Source organism: Pseudomonas sp. S3_C06, assembly GCF_054667675.1.
Map to the genome: position 1 here is coordinate 3,488,745 of NZ_CP162747.1, position 20,093 is coordinate 3,508,837.

General features: G+C 60.8%; 20 protein-coding genes and 1 pseudogene. 13 read left to right on the forward strand and 8 right to left on the reverse strand.

The features are described 5' to 3' along the window. Nucleotides 1-62: 62 nt before the first annotated feature. From ftsX to ftsY, 3 genes are read right to left on the reverse strand one after another with little or no spacing between them, the layout of a single operon-like run. Nucleotides 63-1,088, reverse strand: a complete 1,026-nt coding sequence (gene ftsX / locus AB4N44_RS15520; protein ID WP_099757424.1) for a permease-like cell division protein FtsX — start codon at nucleotides 1,086-1,088, stop codon at nucleotides 63-65. After that, nucleotides 1,085-1,756: a cell division ATP-binding protein FtsE gene (ftsE, locus tag AB4N44_RS15525; protein WP_008065082.1), complete on the reverse strand. Its 672-nt coding sequence runs from the start codon at nucleotides 1,754-1,756 to the stop codon at nucleotides 1,085-1,087. Before ftsE ends, ftsX begins: the two co-directional genes overlap by 4 nt. Further along, nucleotides 1,753-3,324, reverse strand: coding sequence for a signal recognition particle-docking protein FtsY (ftsY, locus tag AB4N44_RS15530; RefSeq protein WP_460108527.1), 1,572 nt, complete (start codon nucleotides 3,322-3,324; stop codon nucleotides 1,753-1,755). The genes ftsE and ftsY overlap by 4 nt, the downstream gene beginning before the upstream one ends. Here ftsY and AB4N44_RS15535 point away from each other — a divergent pair. The 6 genes from AB4N44_RS15535 (at nucleotide 3,323) to AB4N44_RS15560 (ending at nucleotide 9,016) form a co-directional block, all read left to right on the forward strand. Beyond that, nucleotides 3,323-3,517: a hypothetical protein gene (locus AB4N44_RS15535; protein ID WP_095121529.1), complete on the forward strand. Its 195-nt coding sequence runs from the start codon at nucleotides 3,323-3,325 to the stop codon at nucleotides 3,515-3,517. The two genes, ftsY and AB4N44_RS15535, sit on opposite strands and share 2 nt — an antisense overlap. A 152-nt stretch (nucleotides 3,518-3,669) precedes the next feature. Then, the gene (locus tag AB4N44_RS15540; RefSeq protein ID WP_150775316.1) at nucleotides 3,670-5,025 is read left to right on the forward strand and encodes a M16 family metallopeptidase; all 1,356 of its coding nucleotides are present in this window, start codon (nucleotides 3,670-3,672) and stop codon (nucleotides 5,023-5,025) included. Then, nucleotides 5,018-6,505, forward strand: coding sequence for a M16 family metallopeptidase (locus tag AB4N44_RS15545; protein ID WP_460108525.1), 1,488 nt, complete (start codon nucleotides 5,018-5,020; stop codon nucleotides 6,503-6,505). Before AB4N44_RS15540 ends, AB4N44_RS15545 begins: the two co-directional genes overlap by 8 nt. After that, on the forward strand, nucleotides 6,505-7,119 hold the full coding sequence (rsmD, locus tag AB4N44_RS15550) for a 16S rRNA (guanine(966)-N(2))-methyltransferase RsmD (RefSeq protein WP_150730935.1): 615 nt from the start codon (nucleotides 6,505-6,507) through the stop codon (nucleotides 7,117-7,119). The genes AB4N44_RS15545 and rsmD overlap by 1 nt, the downstream gene beginning before the upstream one ends. A gap of 62 nt (nucleotides 7,120-7,181) precedes the next feature. Continuing rightward, nucleotides 7,182-8,177, forward strand: coding sequence for a hydrolase (locus AB4N44_RS15555; protein ID WP_460108522.1), 996 nt, complete (start codon nucleotides 7,182-7,184; stop codon nucleotides 8,175-8,177). Beyond that, entirely contained in the window at nucleotides 8,174-9,016 is an 843-nt protein-coding gene (locus AB4N44_RS15560; protein WP_460108521.1) for an AraC family transcriptional regulator, read from the forward strand. The genes AB4N44_RS15555 and AB4N44_RS15560 overlap by 4 nt, the downstream gene beginning before the upstream one ends. Before the next feature lie 102 nt (nucleotides 9,017-9,118). On the opposite strand, the gene AB4N44_RS15565 is transcribed toward AB4N44_RS15560, so the two are convergent. Together AB4N44_RS15565 and AB4N44_RS15570 are read right to left on the reverse strand one after the other, a co-directional pair. Beyond that, complete coding sequence (locus AB4N44_RS15565; protein WP_460108519.1) at nucleotides 9,119-9,973, reverse strand: sulfurtransferase; 855 nt, start codon at nucleotides 9,971-9,973, stop codon at nucleotides 9,119-9,121. 33 nt (nucleotides 9,974-10,006) lie between these two features. Beyond that, nucleotides 10,007-10,678 carry a TetR/AcrR family transcriptional regulator gene (locus tag AB4N44_RS15570; RefSeq protein WP_007913599.1) on the reverse strand — a complete coding sequence of 224 codons (672 nt, stop codon included), beginning with the start codon at nucleotides 10,676-10,678 and terminating at the stop codon, nucleotides 10,007-10,009. Nucleotides 10,679-10,824: 146 nt separating this feature from the next. Here AB4N44_RS15570 and AB4N44_RS15575 point away from each other — a divergent pair, with 146 nt between their 5' ends. The 5 genes from AB4N44_RS15575 (at nucleotide 10,825) to AB4N44_RS15595 (ending at nucleotide 15,551) form a co-directional block, all read left to right on the forward strand. Beyond that, nucleotides 10,825-12,255, forward strand: coding sequence for a coniferyl aldehyde dehydrogenase (locus AB4N44_RS15575; protein ID WP_460158113.1), 1,431 nt, complete (start codon nucleotides 10,825-10,827; stop codon nucleotides 12,253-12,255). Between the two features lie 29 nt (nucleotides 12,256-12,284). Further along, nucleotides 12,285-12,830: a twin-arginine translocation pathway signal protein gene (locus tag AB4N44_RS15580; protein WP_460108517.1), complete on the forward strand. Its 546-nt coding sequence runs from the start codon at nucleotides 12,285-12,287 to the stop codon at nucleotides 12,828-12,830. A gap of 119 nt (nucleotides 12,831-12,949) precedes the next feature. Continuing rightward, on the forward strand, nucleotides 12,950-14,545 hold the full coding sequence (locus AB4N44_RS15585) for a GMC family oxidoreductase (protein WP_460108515.1): 1,596 nt from the start codon (nucleotides 12,950-12,952) through the stop codon (nucleotides 14,543-14,545). A 115-nt stretch (nucleotides 14,546-14,660) separates the two neighbouring features. Continuing rightward, on the forward strand, nucleotides 14,661-15,140 hold the full coding sequence (coaD, locus tag AB4N44_RS15590; protein ID WP_003229157.1) for a pantetheine-phosphate adenylyltransferase: 480 nt from the start codon (nucleotides 14,661-14,663) through the stop codon (nucleotides 15,138-15,140). Between the two features lie 159 nt (nucleotides 15,141-15,299). Next, nucleotides 15,300-15,551, forward strand: coding sequence for a YfhL family 4Fe-4S dicluster ferredoxin (locus tag AB4N44_RS15595; protein WP_003234652.1), 252 nt, complete (start codon nucleotides 15,300-15,302; stop codon nucleotides 15,549-15,551). A 124-nt stretch (nucleotides 15,552-15,675) separates the two neighbouring features. Here AB4N44_RS15595 and AB4N44_RS15600 read toward each other — a convergent pair whose 3' ends face one another. The 3 genes and pseudogenes from AB4N44_RS15600 to AB4N44_RS15610 all read right to left on the reverse strand — a co-directional run bounded on the left by AB4N44_RS15600 (nucleotide 15,676) and on the right by AB4N44_RS15610 (nucleotide 17,705). After that, nucleotides 15,676-15,999: a multidrug transporter gene (locus tag AB4N44_RS15600; protein ID WP_110718043.1), complete on the reverse strand. Its 324-nt coding sequence runs from the start codon at nucleotides 15,997-15,999 to the stop codon at nucleotides 15,676-15,678. Nucleotides 16,000-16,068: 69 nt separating this feature from the next. Further along, nucleotides 16,069-16,880: pseudogene (gene mutM, locus AB4N44_RS15605) on the reverse strand (bifunctional DNA-formamidopyrimidine glycosylase/DNA-(apurinic or apyrimidinic site) lyase). Nucleotides 16,881-16,892: 12 nt separating this feature from the next. Next, a complete protein-coding gene (locus AB4N44_RS15610; protein WP_174245144.1) occupies nucleotides 16,893-17,705 on the reverse strand; it encodes an HDOD domain-containing protein in 813 nt (270 codons plus the stop codon). Between the two features lie 228 nt (nucleotides 17,706-17,933). On the opposite strand from AB4N44_RS15610, the gene AB4N44_RS15615 reads away from it, so the two are divergent. Then, nucleotides 17,934-18,473, forward strand: a complete 540-nt coding sequence (locus AB4N44_RS15615) for a type 1 glutamine amidotransferase domain-containing protein (RefSeq protein ID WP_127930132.1) — start codon at nucleotides 17,934-17,936, stop codon at nucleotides 18,471-18,473. A gap of 173 nt (nucleotides 18,474-18,646) precedes the next feature. Next, on the forward strand, nucleotides 18,647-19,843 hold the full coding sequence (locus AB4N44_RS15620) for a class I SAM-dependent rRNA methyltransferase (RefSeq protein WP_127930133.1): 1,197 nt from the start codon (nucleotides 18,647-18,649) through the stop codon (nucleotides 19,841-19,843). Nucleotides 19,844-20,093: the final 250 nt, after the last annotated feature.

A 20,093-nucleotide genomic window follows, 5' to 3' on the forward strand; every position in this document is an offset into this window, starting at 1 on the left:
ACCGGGAATTCAAGTGCAAGTTCCCAAAAAAACCGCGAGGTCAATCACGCGCAAAAAAGATTCTACTTCGGCGCCAGCTCCCTGAGATGGCGTGCGACTGCAATCCATGCACCGATATAACCCAACAGCACCGCGCCAAGCAAGAGCGACAGACCGTCGGCAACTGGCACTCCGGCCAGCGCGAAATCACTGCCGTACAAGCCGGCCAGTCCAACCACCGCATCGTTCAGCCAGTTCAGGCCGAACGCCAATACACCCCAGGACAACAGTCCCGCACCGAAGCCATACAACGCGCCCATATAAAGGAAGGGACGACGCACATAGCTGTCAGTGCCGCCGACGAGTTTAATCACTTCTATCTCGGTGCGGCGGTTTTCAATATGAAGACGAATGGTATTGCCTATCACCAAAAGTAATGCAGAAACCAAAAGCACCGTCAGACCGAAGACAAAACGATCGCCAAGCTTGAGGATGGCGGCCAGACGCTCGACCCAGACTAGATCAAGTTGCGCCTGTTGTACCTTGGGCAGCTCGGAAAGTTTTTGTCTTAATGCTTCCAGCGTCGGCTTGTCGACTTCGTTTGGCGTCACCAGCACGACGCCCGGCAACGGGTTCTCCGGCAGCTCGCGCAGGGCTTCGCCCAGTCCGGACTGTTGCTGGAACTCTTCCAGCGCCTGATCGCGGCCGACATATTCAGCATCAGCTACGCCGGGCATGCCTTTGATCTGTTCGCGCAGCGACTCGCCCTGTTCCGGGCTGGCGTCGAGTTGCAGATACAGCGAAATCTGCGCCGCTCGCTGCCACGAACCGCCAAGACGCTCGACGTTGTTAAGCAACAGCGAAAGCCCCATCGGCAAACTCAGCGCCACCGCCATCACCATGCAGGTGAAGAAGCTGCCGATCGGCTGTTTGCCGAGGCGACGCAGGCTGTCGAGCAGGCTGGCGCGATGGCTTTCGATCCACGCACGGAACAGCGTGGCGAAGTCCGGACCATCGTCTTCGTCGTGTTTTTTCTTCTTCGGCGGCTGCGGATCGGCGGCTTTCGGGGCCACGCGTTCGGAAACCTTCGGACTGCGTGTCGCACTCATTCTCCGGCCTCCCCGTCGCCAATCAATCGGCCGCGTTGCAGGGTCAGCATGCGGTGACGCATACGCGCGATCAGTGCCAGGTCGTGACTGGCAATCAGCACGCTGGTGCCCAGACGGTTGATGTCTTCGAAGACGCCCATGATCTCGGCCGCCAGACGCGGGTCGAGGTTACCGGTCGGTTCGTCCGCCAGCAGCAGGGCCGGGCGGTGAACGATGGCGCGAGCAATGCCGACGCGCTGTTGCTGACCGGTGGACAGGTCGCCCGGGTACAGATCGGTTTTATCCGACAGCGCCACGCGCTCCAGTGCCGAATCGACACGCTTGGCGATTTCGGCCTTGGACAGCCCGAGAATCTGCAGCGGCAAGGCGACGTTGTTGAACACCGTACGATCGAACAGCAACTGGTGGTTCTGGAACACCACGCCGATCTGCCGGCGCAGGAACGGAATCTGCGCGTTGCTGATGGTGCTCAGGTCTTGCCCGGCCAGCAGCAGTTTGCCGCTGGTTGGACGTTCCATCGCCAGCAACAGGCGCAACAACGTGGATTTACCGGCACCGGAGTGGCCGGTGACAAACAAGAACTCGCCACGACGGACTCGAAAGCTCAGCTCATGCAAGCCGACGTGACCGTTCGGGTAGCGTTTACCGACCTGTTCGAAACGAATCATGAACGCTCCCGCTCGGCAAACAGCGCCTGGACAAAGGGTTCGGCTTCAAAGGTACGCAAATCGTCGATGCCTTCACCGACGCCGATGTAGCGGATCGGCAGGCCGAACTGCTTGGCCAGGGCGAAAATCACCCCGCCCTTGGCGGTACCGTCGAGCTTGGTCAGCGCCAGACCGGTCAGTTCGACGGTCTGGTTGAATTGCTTGGCCTGGTTGATGGCGTTCTGGCCAGTACCGGCGTCGAGCACCAGCAACACTTCGTGCGGCGCGTCGGCGTCGAGCTTGCCGATTACGCGGCGAACCTTTTTCAGTTCTTCCATCAGGTTGTCTTTGGTGTGCAGACGACCGGCGGTGTCGGCGATCAGCACGTCGATGCCACGCGCCTTGGCGGCCTGCACGGCGTCGAAAATCACCGAAGCCGAGTCGGCGCCGGTGTGCTGGGCGATGACCGGAATCTTGTTGCGCTCGCCCCAGACTTGAAGTTGCTCCACGGCAGCGGCGCGGAAGGTGTCACCAGCGGCAAGCATGACTTTCTTGCCTTCCAGCTGCAGCTTCTTCGCCAGTTTGCCGATGGTGGTGGTCTTGCCGGCGCCGTTGACGCCAACCACCAGAATCACGAACGGCTTGTTCTGCGAGACGATCTTCAGCGGTTGTTCGACCGGTTTGAGCATCGCGGCCAACTCGGCCTGCAGGGATTTGTACAGCGCGTCGGCGTCGGCCAGCTCTTTGCGGGCGACCTTCTGGGTCAGGCGCTGGATGATCTGCGTGGTGGCTTCGACGCCGACGTCGGCGGTCAGCAGACGGGTTTCGAGGTCATCGAGCAGGTCGTCATCGATGGTTTTGCGGCCGAGGAACAGACTGGCCATGCCCTCGCCGATGCTGGCGCTGGTTTTCGACAGGCCTTGCTTGAGGCGGGCGAAGAAGCCGGCCTTGGTTTCTTCGGTGCGCGGGGCTTCGACCGGGGCCTCGGCAATCACTTCAACTGGAGTAACAGGAGCAGCGACAACCGGTGCAGGTGCAGGTGCAGGTGCAGGTGCAGGTGCAGGTGCAGGTGCAGGTGCAGGTGCAGGTGCAGGTGCAGGTGCAGGTGCAGGCTCGGGCGGTTGAACAACTGGCGCAACAAACACGGGCGCAACAGGCTCAACAACAACCGGCGCAGGCTCGACAACCGGCTCAACCACCGGTGCCGGAGCAACCTCTGGAACGAATGCAGCAGGCGCAGGAATCTCTGGGGTGACGTGCGGCGCAGCCTCTTCAACCAATGCCACTGGCTCTTCCGCCACAGGCAAAGTCAGCCATGGCTCAGCCGCCGGGGTCAGCGGCAATTCCGCCGCCACAGGCGCTTCTGGCTCAGACTCTGGCTCAACCGGTTGCAACACCGGTTCGGCAATCGGCAGAACGATCGGTGCCGGCTCTTCTTCTATTACCGGTGCAGGCGCCGGTGCAGGCTCAGGAATCGCGGGCGGCTGTTCGACGACGGGTTCCTGCGGTTTCTTACGCAGCCATCCGAACAGGCTTTTCTTCTCGCCAGCCGCAGCTGGGGTCTTCTTGTCGTCGTTGGAACCAAACATGGAGGACGGCTATCTCACGGTAGCGACGCGCCATAAGGGCGCCCCGGCAAATAAATATTCGATGCAGAACAGACTGTGTTTCATCCAGCTTGTTCACGCGCAACATTTTGTCGAGGCGCCACAGGCACCTCAAAGGTCGATTAATACGAAGGACTGGAACGGCATCTTCGGCGAAAACGCAGAGTTTAGCTGACAAACTCAAAGCTTCTGCCGGGAACCCATACAACCTATCGACCGATCAGTGGCTTGATAGGCGTGGCCGCCAGTAAAACGGATCAGTATCCTAGCACCCTCTCGCCCGCTGACGCTAAGACCAAGCGGGCAGCCCAACAGGTTAAAAAACGAATGAATGCTCTAGCCCGCCGCGCTGCAGGCCTGCTGCTCAGCACAGTCTGCCTGCCCCTTTCGGCCCTGGCGGCCGACCCGCAACCGACCCACGAATTCACCCTCGACAACGGCCTCAAGGTCGTCGTGCGCGAAGACCATCGCGCGCCCGTGGTGGTCTCGCAGGTCTGGTACAAGGTCGGTTCCAGCTACGAAACCCCGGGCCAGACCGGTCTGTCCCACGCGCTTGAGCACATGATGTTCAAGGGCAGCGAGAAAGTCGGCCCCGGCGAAGCGTCGCTGATCCTGCGCGATCTGGGCGCCGAAGAGAACGCCTTCACCAGCGACGACTTCACCGCTTATTACCAGGTGCTGGCCCGCGACCGCCTGGGCGTAGCGTTTGAACTGGAAGCCGACCGCATGGCCAATCTGCGCCTGCCGGCCGACGAGTTCGCCAAGGAAATCGAAGTCATCAAGGAAGAGCGCCGCTTGCGCACCGATGACAAGCCGATGTCCAAGGCTTACGAGCGTTACAAAGCCATGGCCTACCCGGCCAGCGGTTACCACACACCGACCATTGGCTGGATGGCTGACCTCGACCGCATGACGGTCGAAGAGCTGCGCCACTGGTACCAATCCTGGTACGTGCCGAACAACGCCACGCTGGTGGTGGTCGGCGACGTGACCCCGGACGAAGTGAAAACCCTCGCCCAGCGCTATTTCGGCCCGATCGCCAAGCGCGACGTGCCACCGGCGAAAAAACCGCTGGAACTGGCCGAACCCGGCGAACGCCAGATCACCCTGCACGTGCAGACGCAATTGCCGAGCTTGATGCTTGGTTTCAACGTGCCGAGCATCGCCACGGCTGAAGACAAGCGCTCGGTCAACGCTCTGCGTCTGATCTCGGCGCTGCTCGACGGCGGCTACAGCGGTCGCATCCCGACGCAACTGGAGCGCGGTGAAGAGCTGGTTTCCGGCGGTTCGTCGAGCTACGACGCCTACACCCGTGGCGACAGCCTGTTCACCCTGTCGGCAACCCCGAACACGCAGAAGAAAAAGACCATGGCGCAAGCCGAAGCCGGTCTGTGGAAACTGCTGGAACAGTTGAAAACCACCGCACCGTCCGCCGAAGAGCTGGAGCGCGTGCGTGCACAAGTGATCGCCGGTCTGGTCTTCGAGCGTGATTCGATCACCAGTCAGGCCACGGCCATCGGGCAGCTGGAAACCGTCGGCCTGTCGTGGAAACTGATGGACACCGAACTCGCCGATCTGGAAAGCGTCACCCCGCAAGACATCCAGAACGCCGCCAAGCTGTATTTCACCCGCGAACGTCTCAGCGTCGCCCACGTCCTGCCACTGGAGACGACTCATGAGTGAGCGCAAAACCCCACGCCTGCTGCTCGGCCTGATCGCCGTTGCAGTGATCGGCTCTGCCGCGTTGTACCTGTCGCCAGGCGCTGACAGCAATGCCAGCGAAGCCTTGGACAACGCCAAGACCAGCCAAAAGCTGCAATCACTGGCCGAGCTCGACGGCAAGGCCCCGGCCAGCCGCAAGCTCGACGTGCAAACCTGGAACACCGCCGAAGGCGCCAAAGTGCTGTTCGTCGAAGCCCATGAGCTGCCAATGTTCGACATGCGCCTGATCTTCGCCGCCGGCAGCAGCCAGGACGGCAGCGCATCGGGTCTGGCGGTGCTGACCAACGCCATGCTCAACGAAGGTGTCGCTGGCAAGGACGTCGGCGCCATCGCTCAGGGCTTTGAAGGTCTGGGTGCTGATTTCGGCAACGGTGCTTTCAAGGACATGGCGCTGGCTTCGCTGCGCAGCCTGAGTGCTGCCGACAAGCGTGAGCCTGCTTTGAAGCTGTTCTCGGAAGTCATCGGCAAACCGACCTTCCCGGCCGACTCGTTCGCGCGCATCAAGAACCAGATGCTCGCCGGATTCGAATATCAGAAACAGAACCCCGGCAAACTCGCCAGCCTTGAGCTGATGAAGCGTCTGTATGGCGATCACCCGTACGCGCATTCGAGCGACGGCAATCCGCAGAGCGTGCCGAAGATCACTCTCGCGCAATTGCGTGAGTTCCACGCCAAGGCTTACGCCGCTGGCAATGTGGTGATTGCGCTGGTCGGTGACTTGTCTCGCACGGAAGCCGAGACGATTGCCAATCAGGTCTCCTCGGCCCTGCCGAAAGGCCCGGCGCTGGCGAAGATCGCTCAGCCGCAGGAACCGAAAGCCAGCACTGGCCATATCGAATTCCCGTCGAAGCAGACCAACCTGATGCTCGCGCAACTGGGCATCGACCGTGACGACCCGGATTACGCGGCGCTGTCGATGGGCAACCAGATCCTCGGTGGCGGCGGTTTCGGCACACGCCTGATGAGCGAAGTGCGTGAAAAACGTGGCCTGACTTACGGCGTATATTCGGGTTTCAGCCCGATGCAGGCTCGCGGCCCGTTCATGATCAATCTGCAGACTCGTGCGGAAATGAGCGAAGGCACCCTGAAACTGGTGCAAGACGTGCTCGCCGACTACCTGAAAACCGGGCCGACGCAGAAAGAACTCGATGACGCCAAACGCGAGCTGGCTGGCAGCTTCCCGCTATCGACCGCGAGCAATGCCGATATCGTTGGCCAACTCGGCGCCATGGGCTTCTATAATCTGCCGTTGAGCTATCTGGACGACTTCATGCGTCATTCGCAGAGCCTGACCGTAGAACAAGTCCGCGACGCCCTGAACAAACACCTGAGCACGGACAAAATGGTCATCGTCACCGCTGGCCCGACCGTGCCGCAAAAGCCGTTACCGGCCCCATCTGATAAACCTGCCGAGCAACCGCTCGGGGTTCCGGAGCACTAATGGCTACCCGATCGCCTAAAAAACCTGCGCAAAACGTCCACAACGGTGTGAACCAGTTGCGCATCATTGGCGGCCAATGGCGCAGCCGCAAGCTGAGCTTCCCCGACGCGCCGGGCCTGCGCCCGACGCCGGATCGCGTGCGGGAAACTCTGTTCAACTGGCTCGCGCCGTACGTTGAAGGGGCCAAGGTACTCGACCCGTTCGCCGGCAGCGGCGCGCTGTTTCTCGAAGCACTGTCCCGCGGCGCCGCCATGGGCCAGGCGCTGGATGCCAGCAACATTGCCGTCTCCAGCCTGAAGGAACACCTCGGCACCCTGCGCTGCACCAACGGCCAGGTGCAGACCGCCGACGCCCTGCGTTATCTGGAAACCCAGACCGCCAGTGCGTTCGACCTGGTGTTCCTCGACCCGCCGTTCAATCAGAACCTGCTGCCGGCCGTTTGTACCTTGCTCGAAGAGCGTCAGTGGCTGGCGCCCGACTCGTGGATCTACACTGAAAGCGAAACAGCGCCATCGACGCTGGGCCTGCCGGGCAACTGGCGCCTGCACCGCGAGCAGAAATCCGGCCGGGTTTACTACGCGCTGTGGCAACGTACGGCAGAGATCACCGGTTAACCGACCGGCCTGAACAAGCGGCGCGCCTCGACCGAGGCCGCCGCGCTGCATCGAGAACCATCGTGCCCCCTTCGTCAGAACGCTTCACCCCCGCCTTCGGCCTCGGCAATCCGCACCTGCAAACCTTGTGGGGGCCGCTGTGGCGCAAAACCGTGCATATCGAACGTGAACGCGAACGCCTGTGGCTTGAGGATGGCGACTTCCTCGATCTCGACTGGCACGGTCCGCACACCGCCGATGCGCCCCTGGTGTTGGTACTGCACGGCCTCACCGGTTCCTCCAATTCGCCTTACGTCGCCGGCATCCAGCAGGCGCTGGCCGATCAAGGCTGGGCCAGTGTTGCGCTGAACTGGCGCGGTTGTTCGGGCGAGCCGAATCTGCTGCCGCGCAGCTACCATTCCGGCGCCAGCGAAGACCTCGCCGAAACCATCAGACACCTGCGTGCCAAACGCCCGCTGGCACCGCTGTATGCCGTCGGCTATTCGCTGGGCGGCAATGTGTTGCTCAAACACCTCGGAGAAACCGGCAGCGCCAGCGGTGTGCTCGGCGCGGTGGCGGTGTCGGTGCCATTTCGCCTCGATCAATGCGCCGACCGCATCGGCCAGGGATTTTCCAAGGTCTATCAGGCGCACTTCATGCGCGAGATGGTCGCCTACATCAAGAACAAGCAGCGGCAGTTTCAGCATGACGGCCGCGAAGACGGACTCGCCGAACTGGCGGCTCTCGGTTCGCTGGAGAACATGCGCACCTTCTGGGATTTCGATGGCCGGGTGACCGCGCCGTTGCACGGTTTCAATGATGCCGAGGATTACTATCGCCGTGCTTCGAGCCGTTACTTCCTCGGTGAGATCCGCACGCCGACCCTGATCATTCAAGCGGCGGACGATCCGTTCGTGTTCCCGCACAGCTTGCCGCAAGTCAGTGAGCTGTCGGCCTCGATTGCCTTCGAGTTACAGGCACGCGGCGGGCATGTCGGCTTCGTCGATGGCTCGATTCGTCAGCCCGGTTACTATCTGGAACGACGCATCCCGCAGTGGCTGTCTCGCGTGCCCGCATGAGCGATCAGGGCGAGTCGATCCGCTTCTGGCAAACCGCGCCGCTGGCCGGGGTCGAGTTGTTGTCGGCGCGCTACATTGAGCATCGTTTCGCCCCGCATGTGCACGACGGATTCGTGATCGGCATGATCATGGCCGGCGCCCAGCGTTATCGCTATCGCGGCGCCGAACATCTGGCCGGTAGCGGCACGCTGGTGTTGATCAATCCGGACGAACTGCACACCGGGCACAAGGGCACCGAGGATGGCTGGCTGTACCGGGCGTTTTATCCTGATACGGCGCAAATCGTTTCGCTGCTGGATGAGCTGGAGCTGTCCACCAGCAACCTGCCGGCGTTCAGCGCCACGCTGTATCGCGATGCGGATCTGGTCAACGGCTTTGCGCAGTTGCACCGTTTGCTCGAAAGCCCGGCCACCGCGCTGCAACAGCAGACGGTGTGGCGCGAGATGATGTTGCTGCTGTTGCAGCGCCATGCGGCAGTGCCGGTGCCGGGTCGAGCCGGCAAGGAACACCGCGCGGTGCTGCTGGGCAAGGAATTGTTGCACGCGCAATTGGCGGCGCCACCGTCACTGGAAGAGCTGGCGGCGGCGGTCAATCTGTCGCCCTTCCATTTCGCCCGGGTGTTCCGCCGCGCCACCGGCATGCCGCCGCACACCTGGCTGATGCAGCAACGCATCGCCCAGGCTCGCGCACTTCTGCAACACGGCTGCCTGCCGGTGGAGGTTGCCACGCAATTGGGGTTTGCCGACCAGAGCCATTTGAGCCGGCAGTTCAAGCAGGCTTATGGCGTCGGACCCGCCGCGTACCGCAGCGCCCGACAATTTCCTTCAGAAAACGAATAACCAATGTGGGAGCGAGCCTGCTCGCGAAAGCGGTTGTTCATTCAACATTAATGTCGACTGATCCGACGCCTTCGCGAGCAGGCTCGCTCCCACGGGTATTGATTATTCGCCGGTGGCGATACCGCGCGAAGGCTCGTTGATCCACTCGCTCCACGACCCGGCGTATAACGAACCCAACGGATAACCCGCCAGGCACAACGCAAACAGGTTGTGACACGCCGTCACGCCGGAACCGCAATAGGCAACCAGATCCGCTGGCGAACGCTCACCGATCTTGGCGGCAAAACGCTGTTTGAGCTGATCCGCCGGCAGGAATCGCCCATCGCTGCCGAGGTTGTCGGTGAACGCCGCGCATTGCGCGCCGGGAATGTGCCCGGCAATCGGATCAATCGGCTCAACTTCACCCTTGAACCGCGGCAAAGCCCGAGCATCAATCAAGGTCAACGCAGGTTGGCCAAGACGCTTTTGCAATTTTTCGGCGCTGAGCAGCAGGCTCATATCCGGCTGACCACTGAAAGTGCCGCGACTGACCGTCGGCGCATCCAGGCTCAGCGGCAACCCCGCCGCATGCCACGCCTTGAGCCCGCCATCGAGAATGAACACGCCATCGCGCTTGCCCAGCCACGCCAGCAACCACCACGCCCGCGCCGCGTAGGCACCGGGACCGTCGTCGTACAAAACCACGTCACTGTCATTGTTGATGCCCCACGCCTGTAGCCGCTCGATCAGCTCTGTCGGCTCGGGCAACGGATGACGGCCAGTCACGCCTTTGACCACTGTGCCGCTGAGGTCACGCTCAAGATCGGCGAAGCTCGCCCCGGCTATGTGCCCTTCGGCATAGCTGCGTTGCCCGTAGTCCGGGTCTTCGAGAGCAAAACGACAATCGAGAATCACCAGCCCCGGCTGCGCCTTGCGGGCATCCAGTGCTTGGGGGCTGATCAGTTGCGCAATCGGCATAACGGGGCTCCTGAGGGATTTCAACAGAACGGTTTATTTCACGTCTTCGAGGGCCTGGGCCAGCGGCACGTAGAACTCCTCGAACAACGCATTGACCTCGTCACGCGCCTGCTCGGTGACAAACCCGGCCTCCAGCACCAGCACCTGATACACGCCACGTTTAATGGCCTGCTCACTGAGGTGGTTGGAGTTTTCGCGGGTGGTGCACAGGAAGCGCACCCAGGACGTCAGGATGATCCAGGCATTGAGGGTCAGGGATTCGATCTGCACGCGATCCATGTCGAGAATCCCGGCGGCGACAAAACCTTCGTAGATCGCCGCGCCCTGGATCACGCAGCGCTGGGAAAAGCGCCGATAGCGCGCGGCCAGTTCCGGATCGCTGTCGAGCAGATGCTCCAGATCGCGGTGCAGAAAACGGTAGCGCCACATCGCCGAAAGCAATTCCTTGAGATAGAAACGCTTGTCCTCGACGGTCGCCGCACGCCCCTGCGGCGGGCGCAGAAAACTGTCGACGAGGCTTTCGTACTCACTGAACAACACGGCGATGATCGCCTGCTTGTTGGGGAAGTGGTAGTACAGGTTGCCCGGAGAAATCTCCATGTGGGCAGCGATGTGATTGGTGCTGATGCTGCGCTCGCCCTGCTGATTGAACAGCTCAAGGCTGTTCAGCACGATACGCTCGCTGGTTTTTATTCGTGGGGCCATGGCTTGAGCTTTAATTCAGAGTGCGTTGGGGGGCATCTTACGACCTAACCGGAAATGGATAAAACACTGCTGCGCAAGGAAGTCATTTGACTTTCTAGAGCATAGACTCTAAAAAGTTCATCACTACAATAAATCCGGAGCAGACCATGACTGCCGACATTGCCTACCTGCAAACGCTGCAACAACCTCTGGCCGAACTGGAGCGGTTGTTCAAGGCGCAGCGGGCTGCGTATGCCGCCAATCCGATGCCACCCGCCGCCCAGCGCCAGCAATGGCTCAAGGCACTGAGTGATTTGCTCAGCAACGAGCGTCAGGCATTGATCGAGGCGATCAGCTCCGATTTCAGCCATCGCAGCGCCGATGAAACCCTGCTCGCCGAGCTGATGCCAAGCCTGCACGGCATTCATTACGCCAGCCGGCATCTCAAAGGCTGGATGAAAGCCTCGCGACGCAAGGTTGGCATGGCGTTCCAGCCGGCCTCGGCGAAAGTGGTGTATCAGCCATTGGGCGTGGTTGGCGTCATCGTGCCGTGGAACTACCCGTTGTATCTGGCGGTTGGCCCGCTGGTCGGCGCCTTGGCGGCGGGCAACCGGGTGATGCTCAAACTCAGCGAATCGACCCCGGCCACCGGCTTGTTGCTCAAAGAATTGCTGGCGCGAATCTTCCCCGAAGACCTGGTCTGCGTGGTGCTCGGTGAGGCCGACATCGGCGTGGCGTTCTCCCGTTTGCGCTTCGATCACTTGCTGTTCACCGGCGCCACCAGCATCGGCAAACACGTGATGCGCGCCGCCGCCGAAAACCTCACCCCGGTGACGCTGGAGCTGGGCGGCAAGTCGCCGGCCATCGTCTCCCGCGATGTGCCGCTCAAGGATGCTGCCGAGCGCATCGCCTTCGGTAAAACCCTCAACGCCGGCCAGACCTGCGTTGCCCCGGATTACGTGCTGGTGCCGGAAGATCGGGTCGGCGCTTTCGTCGAAGCCTATCGCCAGGCTGTGCAGGGTTTTTATCCGACACTCATCGACAATCCGGACTACACGGCGATCATCAACGAACGCCAATTGGCGCGACTCAACGGCTACGTCAGCGACGCGACCAGCAAGGGTGCGCTGTTGATTCCGTTGTTCGAACAGGCTCAGGGCCGGCGCATGCCGCACAGCGTGCTGCTGAATGTCAGCGACGAGATGACCGTGATGCAGGACGAAATCTTCGGCCCGTTGCTGCCGATCGTGCCGTATCAGGATCTGGAGCAGGCATTTGCTTACATCAATCAGCGGCCACGTCCTCTGGCTCTTTACTACTTTGGCTACGACAAACGCGAACAGAACCGCGTGCTACACGAAACTCATTCCGGCGGTGTGTGCCTGAACGACACCTTGCTGCATGTGGCTCAGGACGATATGCCGTTCGGTGGCATCGGCGCTTCGGGCATGGGCCACTACCACGGTCAAGAAGGCTTTCTGACCTTCAGCAAAGCCAAGGGCGTGTTGATCAAACAACGCTTCAACGCGGCCAGACTGATTTACCCGCCCTACGGCACATCGATTCAGAAACTGATCCAGAAGCTGTTCATTCGCTAAACCTTTGTCATCGCCGGGTAATAAAAACAATGCACCCAAGCCTGACCGAAACACCTGCACTGTCGCGCCGTAGCCTGCTGAAATTCAGCCTCGGCGCCACGGCGTTTCTCGCCACCGCCGGACTCGGCGCCAGCCTCAGCGGCTGTTCGTCGAGCGTCGCGGCCAACGGTTTTGTCTCGTTGCGCGACGCCGATCTGCTGTTTCTGCGCGCACTGATTCCGGTGATGCTCCATGGCGCTGTGGCGGCCGAGAAGATGCCAGGCGCTGTGGAAGGCACGCTCAAGTCGCTGGACGACAGCCTCGATCACCTGTCGCCGGAAATGCTCAAACTCACCCGGCAACTGTTCGACGTCCTCGGCATGGCGGTGACACGCGGGCCACTCACGGGAATCTGGGGCAGTTGGGAAAATGCCAGCCCCGAGGCGATGCGGCATTTTCTTGATCGCTGGGAGAACAGCTCGTTGAGCCTGCTGCGCATGGGGCATAGCTCGTTGCAGCAGATGGTGATGATGGCCTGGTATACCCGCGCAGAATCGTGGGCGCATTGCGGCTATCCAGGGCCGCCTTCGGTCTGAGACCGAGTCGCACCTATCGCGAGCAGGCTCACTCCTACAGGGGGTTGCATTCCAAATGTAGGAGTGAGCCTGCTCGCGATGAGGCCCGCCAGAACAACAAAAACAAGAGAACCTGATCGATGCCCGTACCCGACCCGTTCCGCGAAGGCCTCGCCCGAGGCTGGAAAACCTACAACGGCGCACAGCTGAGCGACGACCTGACCCTGGAGGCCGACGTGGCCATCATTGGCAGCGGCGCCGGTGGCGGCACCACCGCGGAAATCCTCAGCGCCGCCGGCTACAAAGTCCTGCTGATCGAAGAAGGCCCACTGAAAACCAGCTCCGATTTCAAAATGCTTGAAGACCAGGCCTACAGCAGTCTCTATCAGGAAGGCATCGGCCGCATGAGCAAGGACGGCGCAATCACCATCCTGCAAGGACGCGCCGTCGGCGGCACCACGCTGATCAACTGGACATCGAGCTTTCGCACCCCGGAGCCGACACTCGAACACTGGGCCAAGGAACACAACGTCAAAGGTCACAGCCCCGCCGAGATGGCGCCGTGGTTCGAGAAAATGGAACAACGCCTCGGCGTCGCCCCGTGGATGGTCCCGCCCAACGCCAATAACGATGTGATCCGCAAAGGCTGCGAGCACCTCGGTTACAGCTGGCACGTGATCCCGCGCAATGTGCGTGGCTGCTGGAATCTCGGTTACTGCGGCATGGGCTGCCCGACCAACGCCAAGCAATCGATGATGGTCACCACCATACCGGCGACGCTGGAAAAGGGCGGCGAACTGCTTTATCTGGCCCGCGCGGAGAAACTGCTGATCAGCGGCGACAAGGTCACCGGCCTGCAATGCGTGGCGATGGATGAGCGCTGCGTCGAGCCGACCGGGCGCAGAATCCATATCAAGGCGCGGCATTACGTGCTCGCCGGCGGTGGTATCAACAGCCCGGCGCTGTTGCTGCGCTCGGACGCGCCGGATCCGCACGAAAACCTGGGAAAACGCACCTTCCTGCACCCGGTGAACATGTCCGCCGCGCGCTTCGATGAAGTCATCAACCCTTTCTACGGGGCGCCGCAGTCGATCTATTCCGACCATTTCCAATGGAAGGACGGCACCACCGGGCCGATGGCCTTCAAACTTGAAGTACCGCCGCTGCACCCGGCACTGGCGGCCACCCTGCTCGGCGGCTTTGGCGAGGAAAGCGCGCAACACATGGCGGACCTGCCGCACACCCACGCCATGTTGGCCCTGCTGCGTGATGGCTTTCACCCGGACAGCACCGGTGGTGCAGTCGAATTACGTGACGATGGTTCGCCGGTGCTCGACTATCAGGTTTCGCCCTACGCCTGGGAAGGCCTGCGCCGGGCCTTTCAGGTCATGGCCGAAATCCAGTTCGCCGGCGGCGCAAAATCGGTGATGCCGATGCACGCCGACGCCCGTTACGTGAAAACCCTGGCCGAGGCACGCACGCTGATCGATGGTTTGAGCCTGGAGTTGTATCGCACACGACTTGGCAGCGCTCACGTCATGGGCGGTTGCGCGATGGGCGAAGACCCGAAAAGCGCGGTCACCGACAGTCTCGGCCGGCATCATCAACTGACTAATCTGTCGATTCACGACGGCTCACTGTTCCCCACCAGCATCGGCGCCAACCCGCAGCTGTCGGTGTATGGCCTGACCGCACAACTGGCGACGTCCCTCGCCGATCGGCTGAGAAACCCGTGAAAAAACCGATTATTCGCATCGTCTATAGTGCTTTCTTACCCAACAGGCGACTTGGCCGACCGGGACGGCTGCGATACCATCCGACTCCCCAACGGACTCCCGCCAGGACGACGCGATGAACCGAGTGTTGTACCCAGGTACCTTCGACCCTATTACCAAGGGCCATGGCGATCTGGTCGAACGCGCCTCGCGCCTGTTCGATCACGTGATTATCGCGGTCGCTGCCAGCCCGAAGAAAAACCCGCTGTTCCCGCTGGAACAACGGGTCGAACTGGCTCGCGAGGTCACCAAACACCTGCCTAACGTGGAAGTGGTCGGTTTCTCGACGCTGCTCGCGCATTTCGCCAAAGAGCAGAACGCCAATGTGTTCCTGCGTGGTCTGCGCGCGGTGTCGGACTTCGAATACGAATTCCAGCTGGCCAACATGAACCGCCAGTTGGCCCCGGATGTGGAGAGCCTGTTTCTCACACCGTCCGAGCGTTATTCGTTCATTTCCTCGACGCTGGTGCGGGAAATTGCCGCGCTGGGCGGCGATATCAGCAAGTTCGTCCACCCGGCCGTGGCTGACGCGCTGACCCTTCGCTTTAAAAAGTAGGAGCTGCCGCAGGCTCGGGCTGCGATCAGACGATCTTTGTTTTTTGATCGCAGCTATCAGTGCCCTTGATCGCAGCCGCGTGCACTGCGCTCGCCAATGCGGCACAATTGCGCGCATTGGTTTATAGCGCCCGGGCCTGCCGCCCCGGCTGGAGTTAGCATGTCCCTGATCATCACCGACGATTGCATCAACTGCGACGTCTGCGAACCCGAGTGCCCGAACGCCGCCATTTCCCAAGGCGAAGAGATCTATGTGATCGACCCGAACCTGTGCACCCAGTGCGTCGGCCACTACGACGAACCGCAATGCCAGCAGGTTTGCCCGGTGGATTGCATTCCGCTGGACGAGGCTCATCCGGAGACTGAAGAACAGTTGATGGACAAGTACCGCCTGATCACTGGCAAGGCCTGATTTTTCAGCGCCTGTACCGACGCCATCGCGAGCAGGCTCACTCCTACATTGGAACGCATTTCAATTGTAGGAGTGAGCCTGCTCGCGATGAGGCCGCCAGCCTCACAGTTAAACCCTGATCAGCTTACTCACGCTGCTCAAACCCCTCCCCGATACACCCCAGACACCGCACAAACGCCGCTTTCGCCGGATCCACCACCAACGCCTGCCCCGCATCGCCAATCCCGCCGCCCAGCGCGGTAAACGGCAACGACACGACAAACGCCCCCGCACCGATCACCGTCGCCACCACCAATAAAGGTCGGGCAATCAGCAAATCGCCAAGCATGGCGTAGGCCGGGGGATTCTGGATGGTGTAACGCGGGTCACCGCTGCCATTTTCCGCGGCCTGAACAGCCAGACTGGAACACAGCAGCAGCGCAACAAAGAGGACTTGCAAGGACTTCATGGCACGATCCTTCGGGCTTAACAGTGAGACAACTCACTATAGACCGTAGGACCTTTTCAGCTTTTTGCCTCAGCTCTGGCAGCGCGGGCAGAACACACTGGCACGCTGGCCCAGCTTCACTTCACGCAGCCCGGTGCCACAGACCTTGCAGTGTTCACCACCGCGGCCATAGACAAACAGCTCCTGCTGGAAATAGCCCGGCTGACCGTCACCACCAATAAAATCACGCAACGTTGTACCGCCACGCTCGATGGCGGCGGCAAGAATGCGTTTGATCTCGATCGCCAGCTTCAGGTATCGCCCCCGGGAAATCCCCCCGCCTCGCGGCGCGGATCAATCCCGGCAGCAAACAGCGCTTCGGTCGCATAGATATTGCCGACCCCGACCACCACTGCGTTGTCCATGATGAACGGTTTGACCGCCATGGATCGCCCGCGCGACAGCTGAAACAAGCGCTCGCCATCGAACAGATCAGTCAGCGGCTCCGGGCCGAGGCGAATCAGCAGCTCATGATTGAGTGGATCATTGCTCCACAACATCGCGCCGAAACGCCGCGGGTCGGTGTAGCGCAGCGCCAGTCCCGACTCCAGCTCGATATCGACGTGTTCGTGTTTGAGCGCCGGCAACCCGACCTCGACCAGACGCAAATTGCCCGACATGCCCAAATGGCTGATCAGCGTGCCAACCTCGGCGTTGATCAACAGATACTTGGCACGACGTTCGACCAGCACAATGCGCTGCCCCGAGAGGCGCACATCGAGATCCTCGGGAATCGGCCAGCGCAACCGCCGGTCACGCACGATCACCCGACTGACACGCTGGCCTTCCAGATGCGGAGCGATGCCGCGGCGGGTGGTTTCGACTTCTGGCAGTTCAGGCATGGCGTCCTCGAATCAATGCGCGCCGAGGTCGCGGATCGTTTGTTTGAGGGTTTCGAAGTCGTAATCCGACAGTCCTACATAGTCGAGTACCAGCGGGCCGACGGCGCTCCATTCGAAATCTTCGGTCTGGTTGCCCAGTACCCGATACGAAGCGCAAATGTGTTCGGCCATTTTCAGGATCGCCAGCAGGTTTTTCAGCTGACTGTTGCGCGACGATTCATCGCTGAAGATCGCCAGGGCGTTGTGGTGATTGGCGATGGCCGCACTGACGTGTTCCGGCAGGCGCCACGACTTGGCGGTGTAGTAACCGACCACCGCGTGGTTGGTGTTGAACTCGCTGTTCTCGGTGTCGACCACCCGACATTCGGCGCTGGCATTGGCGTAGGCGGTTTCCAGCACCGACATGTAGTTAGGGAAGCGCTGCAGCATCAACGGCACGCCGCAATCGTGGAACAGGCCCAAGGCATACGCCTCGTCGCCGGCCTGAGTGCCGACGCGTTTGGCCAGCGTCAGGCACGTCATCGCCACGTCCTGGGCGGTATCCCAGAAGCGGTTGAGCGTGACGATGGTGTCATCGTTCATCTCGCCCTTGATCGACTGCGCGTTGATCAGGTTGATGATCGAACGACTGCCCAGCAGGTTCACCGCGCGTTGAATCGAGGTGATCTTGTTGCTCAGGCCGTAATACGGCGAGTTGACGATTTTCAGCAGCGAGCCGGACAGGCCGGGATCCTGGGCGATCAGCTTGGCGATCACCTCCAGGTCCGGGTCGGGCATGTACTGCTCCATTTGCAGATCCACCATGATCTGCGGTTGCGCCGGCACACTGATGCCTTGCAGCGATTGTTGAATCTGTTCGGTGGTCAGCTCTTGGGACATAAGTACACACTCTGGGACAGGCGGCGATTCTAACCTCTAAAAACCGCGAGACGACACACCAGTGGGCAATTGTCAGGAACTTTCATTCAGGCCACGGCTTCGGAATCTGTAATGCCCAACGGATCACTCCGATCCTTTGCGGCGGCAAACTCCCACAGACTCAGGAGCTTATCGATGGCCACTTCCCTCAACGGCAAGCGCGTCGCTTTTTTGGTAACCGATGGTTTCGAACAGGTTGAATTGACAGGTCCCAAGCAAGCGTTGGAGCAAGCTGGCGCGCAGGTCGACATCCTTTCGGCAGAGGCCGGCAAGGTCAAAGGCTGGAATCACGACAAGCCGGCGGATGATTTCAAGGTCGATCAGACCTTCCAGAGCGCCAGCAGCGAACAATACGACGCGATCGTCCTGCCGGGCGGCGTGCAGAACTCCGACACCATTCGCATCGACCAGGACGCCCAGCATCTGGTCAAGACTGGCGCGTCTGCCGGAAAACCGATTGCAGTGATCTGCCATGGCGGCTGGTTGTTGATCTCGGCGGGGCTGGTCAACGGCAAAACCATGACCAGTTACAAGACGCTCAAGGATGACCTGGTAAATGCCGGGGCCAATTGGGTCGACAAGGAAGTGGTCAAGGACGGTCACCTGATCAGCAGCCGTCAGCCGGATGATATTCCGGCGTTCAACAAAGAGCTGATCGACGCACTGTTGGCGTAGCATTGGGGACCGCATTCGCGAGCAGGCTCGCTCCCACATTGGTCTTGTGTCGGTCACAAGCCCTTTGTGGGAGCGAGCCTGCTCGCGAAGGGGCCATCAGCGTTTCATCGCTCATCAAACCCGACACAAGTCGCAACACGCTATACTCCCGCTCTTTTTTCCGGAGCGACGTCATGTCCCTGCCTAGCTTGCGCCTCAAAGCCAACGCCGACCGTCGCCTGCGCGCCGGTCACCTGTGGGTCTACAGCAACGAAATCGATGTAGCCGCCACCCCTTTGCACGGCTTCCAGGCCGGCGATCAAGCCATCCTCGAAGCTACCGGCGGCAAACCGCTGGGCATCGTGGCGATGAGCCCGAACAACCTGATCTGCGCTCGCCTGCTGTCGCGCGACATCAAGGTGCAACTGGACAAATCGCTGCTGGTGCACCGCCTGAACGTGGCCCTGTCGCTGCGCGAGCGCCTGTTCGACAAGCCGTTCTATCGTCTGGTCTACGGCGATTCCGACCTGCTGCCAGGCTTGGTCGTCGACCGTTTCGGCGACATCCTCGTCGTCCAGATCGCTTCGGCCACCATGGAAGCGCATAAAGATGACGTGATCGCCGCGCTGACCCAAGTGCTCAAGCCAAGCGGCATCCTGTTCAAGAACGACTCCGCCGCGCGCGACGCCGAAGGCCTCAACCGCTACGTCGAAACCGTGTTCGGCCTGGTGCCGGAGTGGGTCGCGCTGGAAGAGAACGGCGTAAAATTCGAAGCCCCGGTCATTCAGGGCCAGAAAACCGGCTGGTTCTACGACCACCGCATGAACCGCGCCCGCCTGGCCCCTTACGCCAAAGGCAAACGCGTCCTTGACCTCTATAGCTACATTGGTGGTTGGGGCGTACAGGCTGCCGCATTCGGCGCCAGCGAAGTGTTCTGCGTCGATGCCTCGGCTTTCGCCCTCGATGGCGTTGAGCGCAACGCTGCACTGAACGGCTTCGCCGACAAGATGACCTGCATCGAAGGCGACGTTTTCGAAGCGCTGAAAGAATTGAAAGCCAGCGAAGAACGCTTCGACGTGATCGTTGCCGATCCGCCGGCGTTCATCAAACGCAAGAAAGACATGAAAAACGGCGAAGGCGCCTACCGCCGCCTGAACGAGCAAGCCATGCGCCTGCTCAACAAGGACGGCATCCTGGTTAGCGCATCATGCTCGATGCACCTGCCGGAAGATGACCTGCAGAACATCCTGCTGACCAGCGCCCGTCACCTGGATCGCAACATCCAGTTGCTCGAGCGTGGCGGTCAGGGCCCGGATCACCCGGTGCACCCGGCCATCGCCGAAACGCGCTACATCAAGAGCATCACCTGCCGCCTGCTGCCCAACAGCTGATACACGCGGATAAGAGGGGAGCCAGCAGGCTCCCTTTTTTTTGCACGCGGCCCTGCCTCTTCGTTATTCCCCAACACTTCCTACAATTATTTTCGCGTTAACGTGCAGGATATTTCCTTACGTCTTTTAATTGCTGAAACTTTCCCTACAAGTTTATTTCCGACTAAAGACTGCTCCGACAAAATTACTGGAAATTTCCTACCTAATATCCTCTTGCCAATAATCCATTACAAACTATTATGAAGTTGTC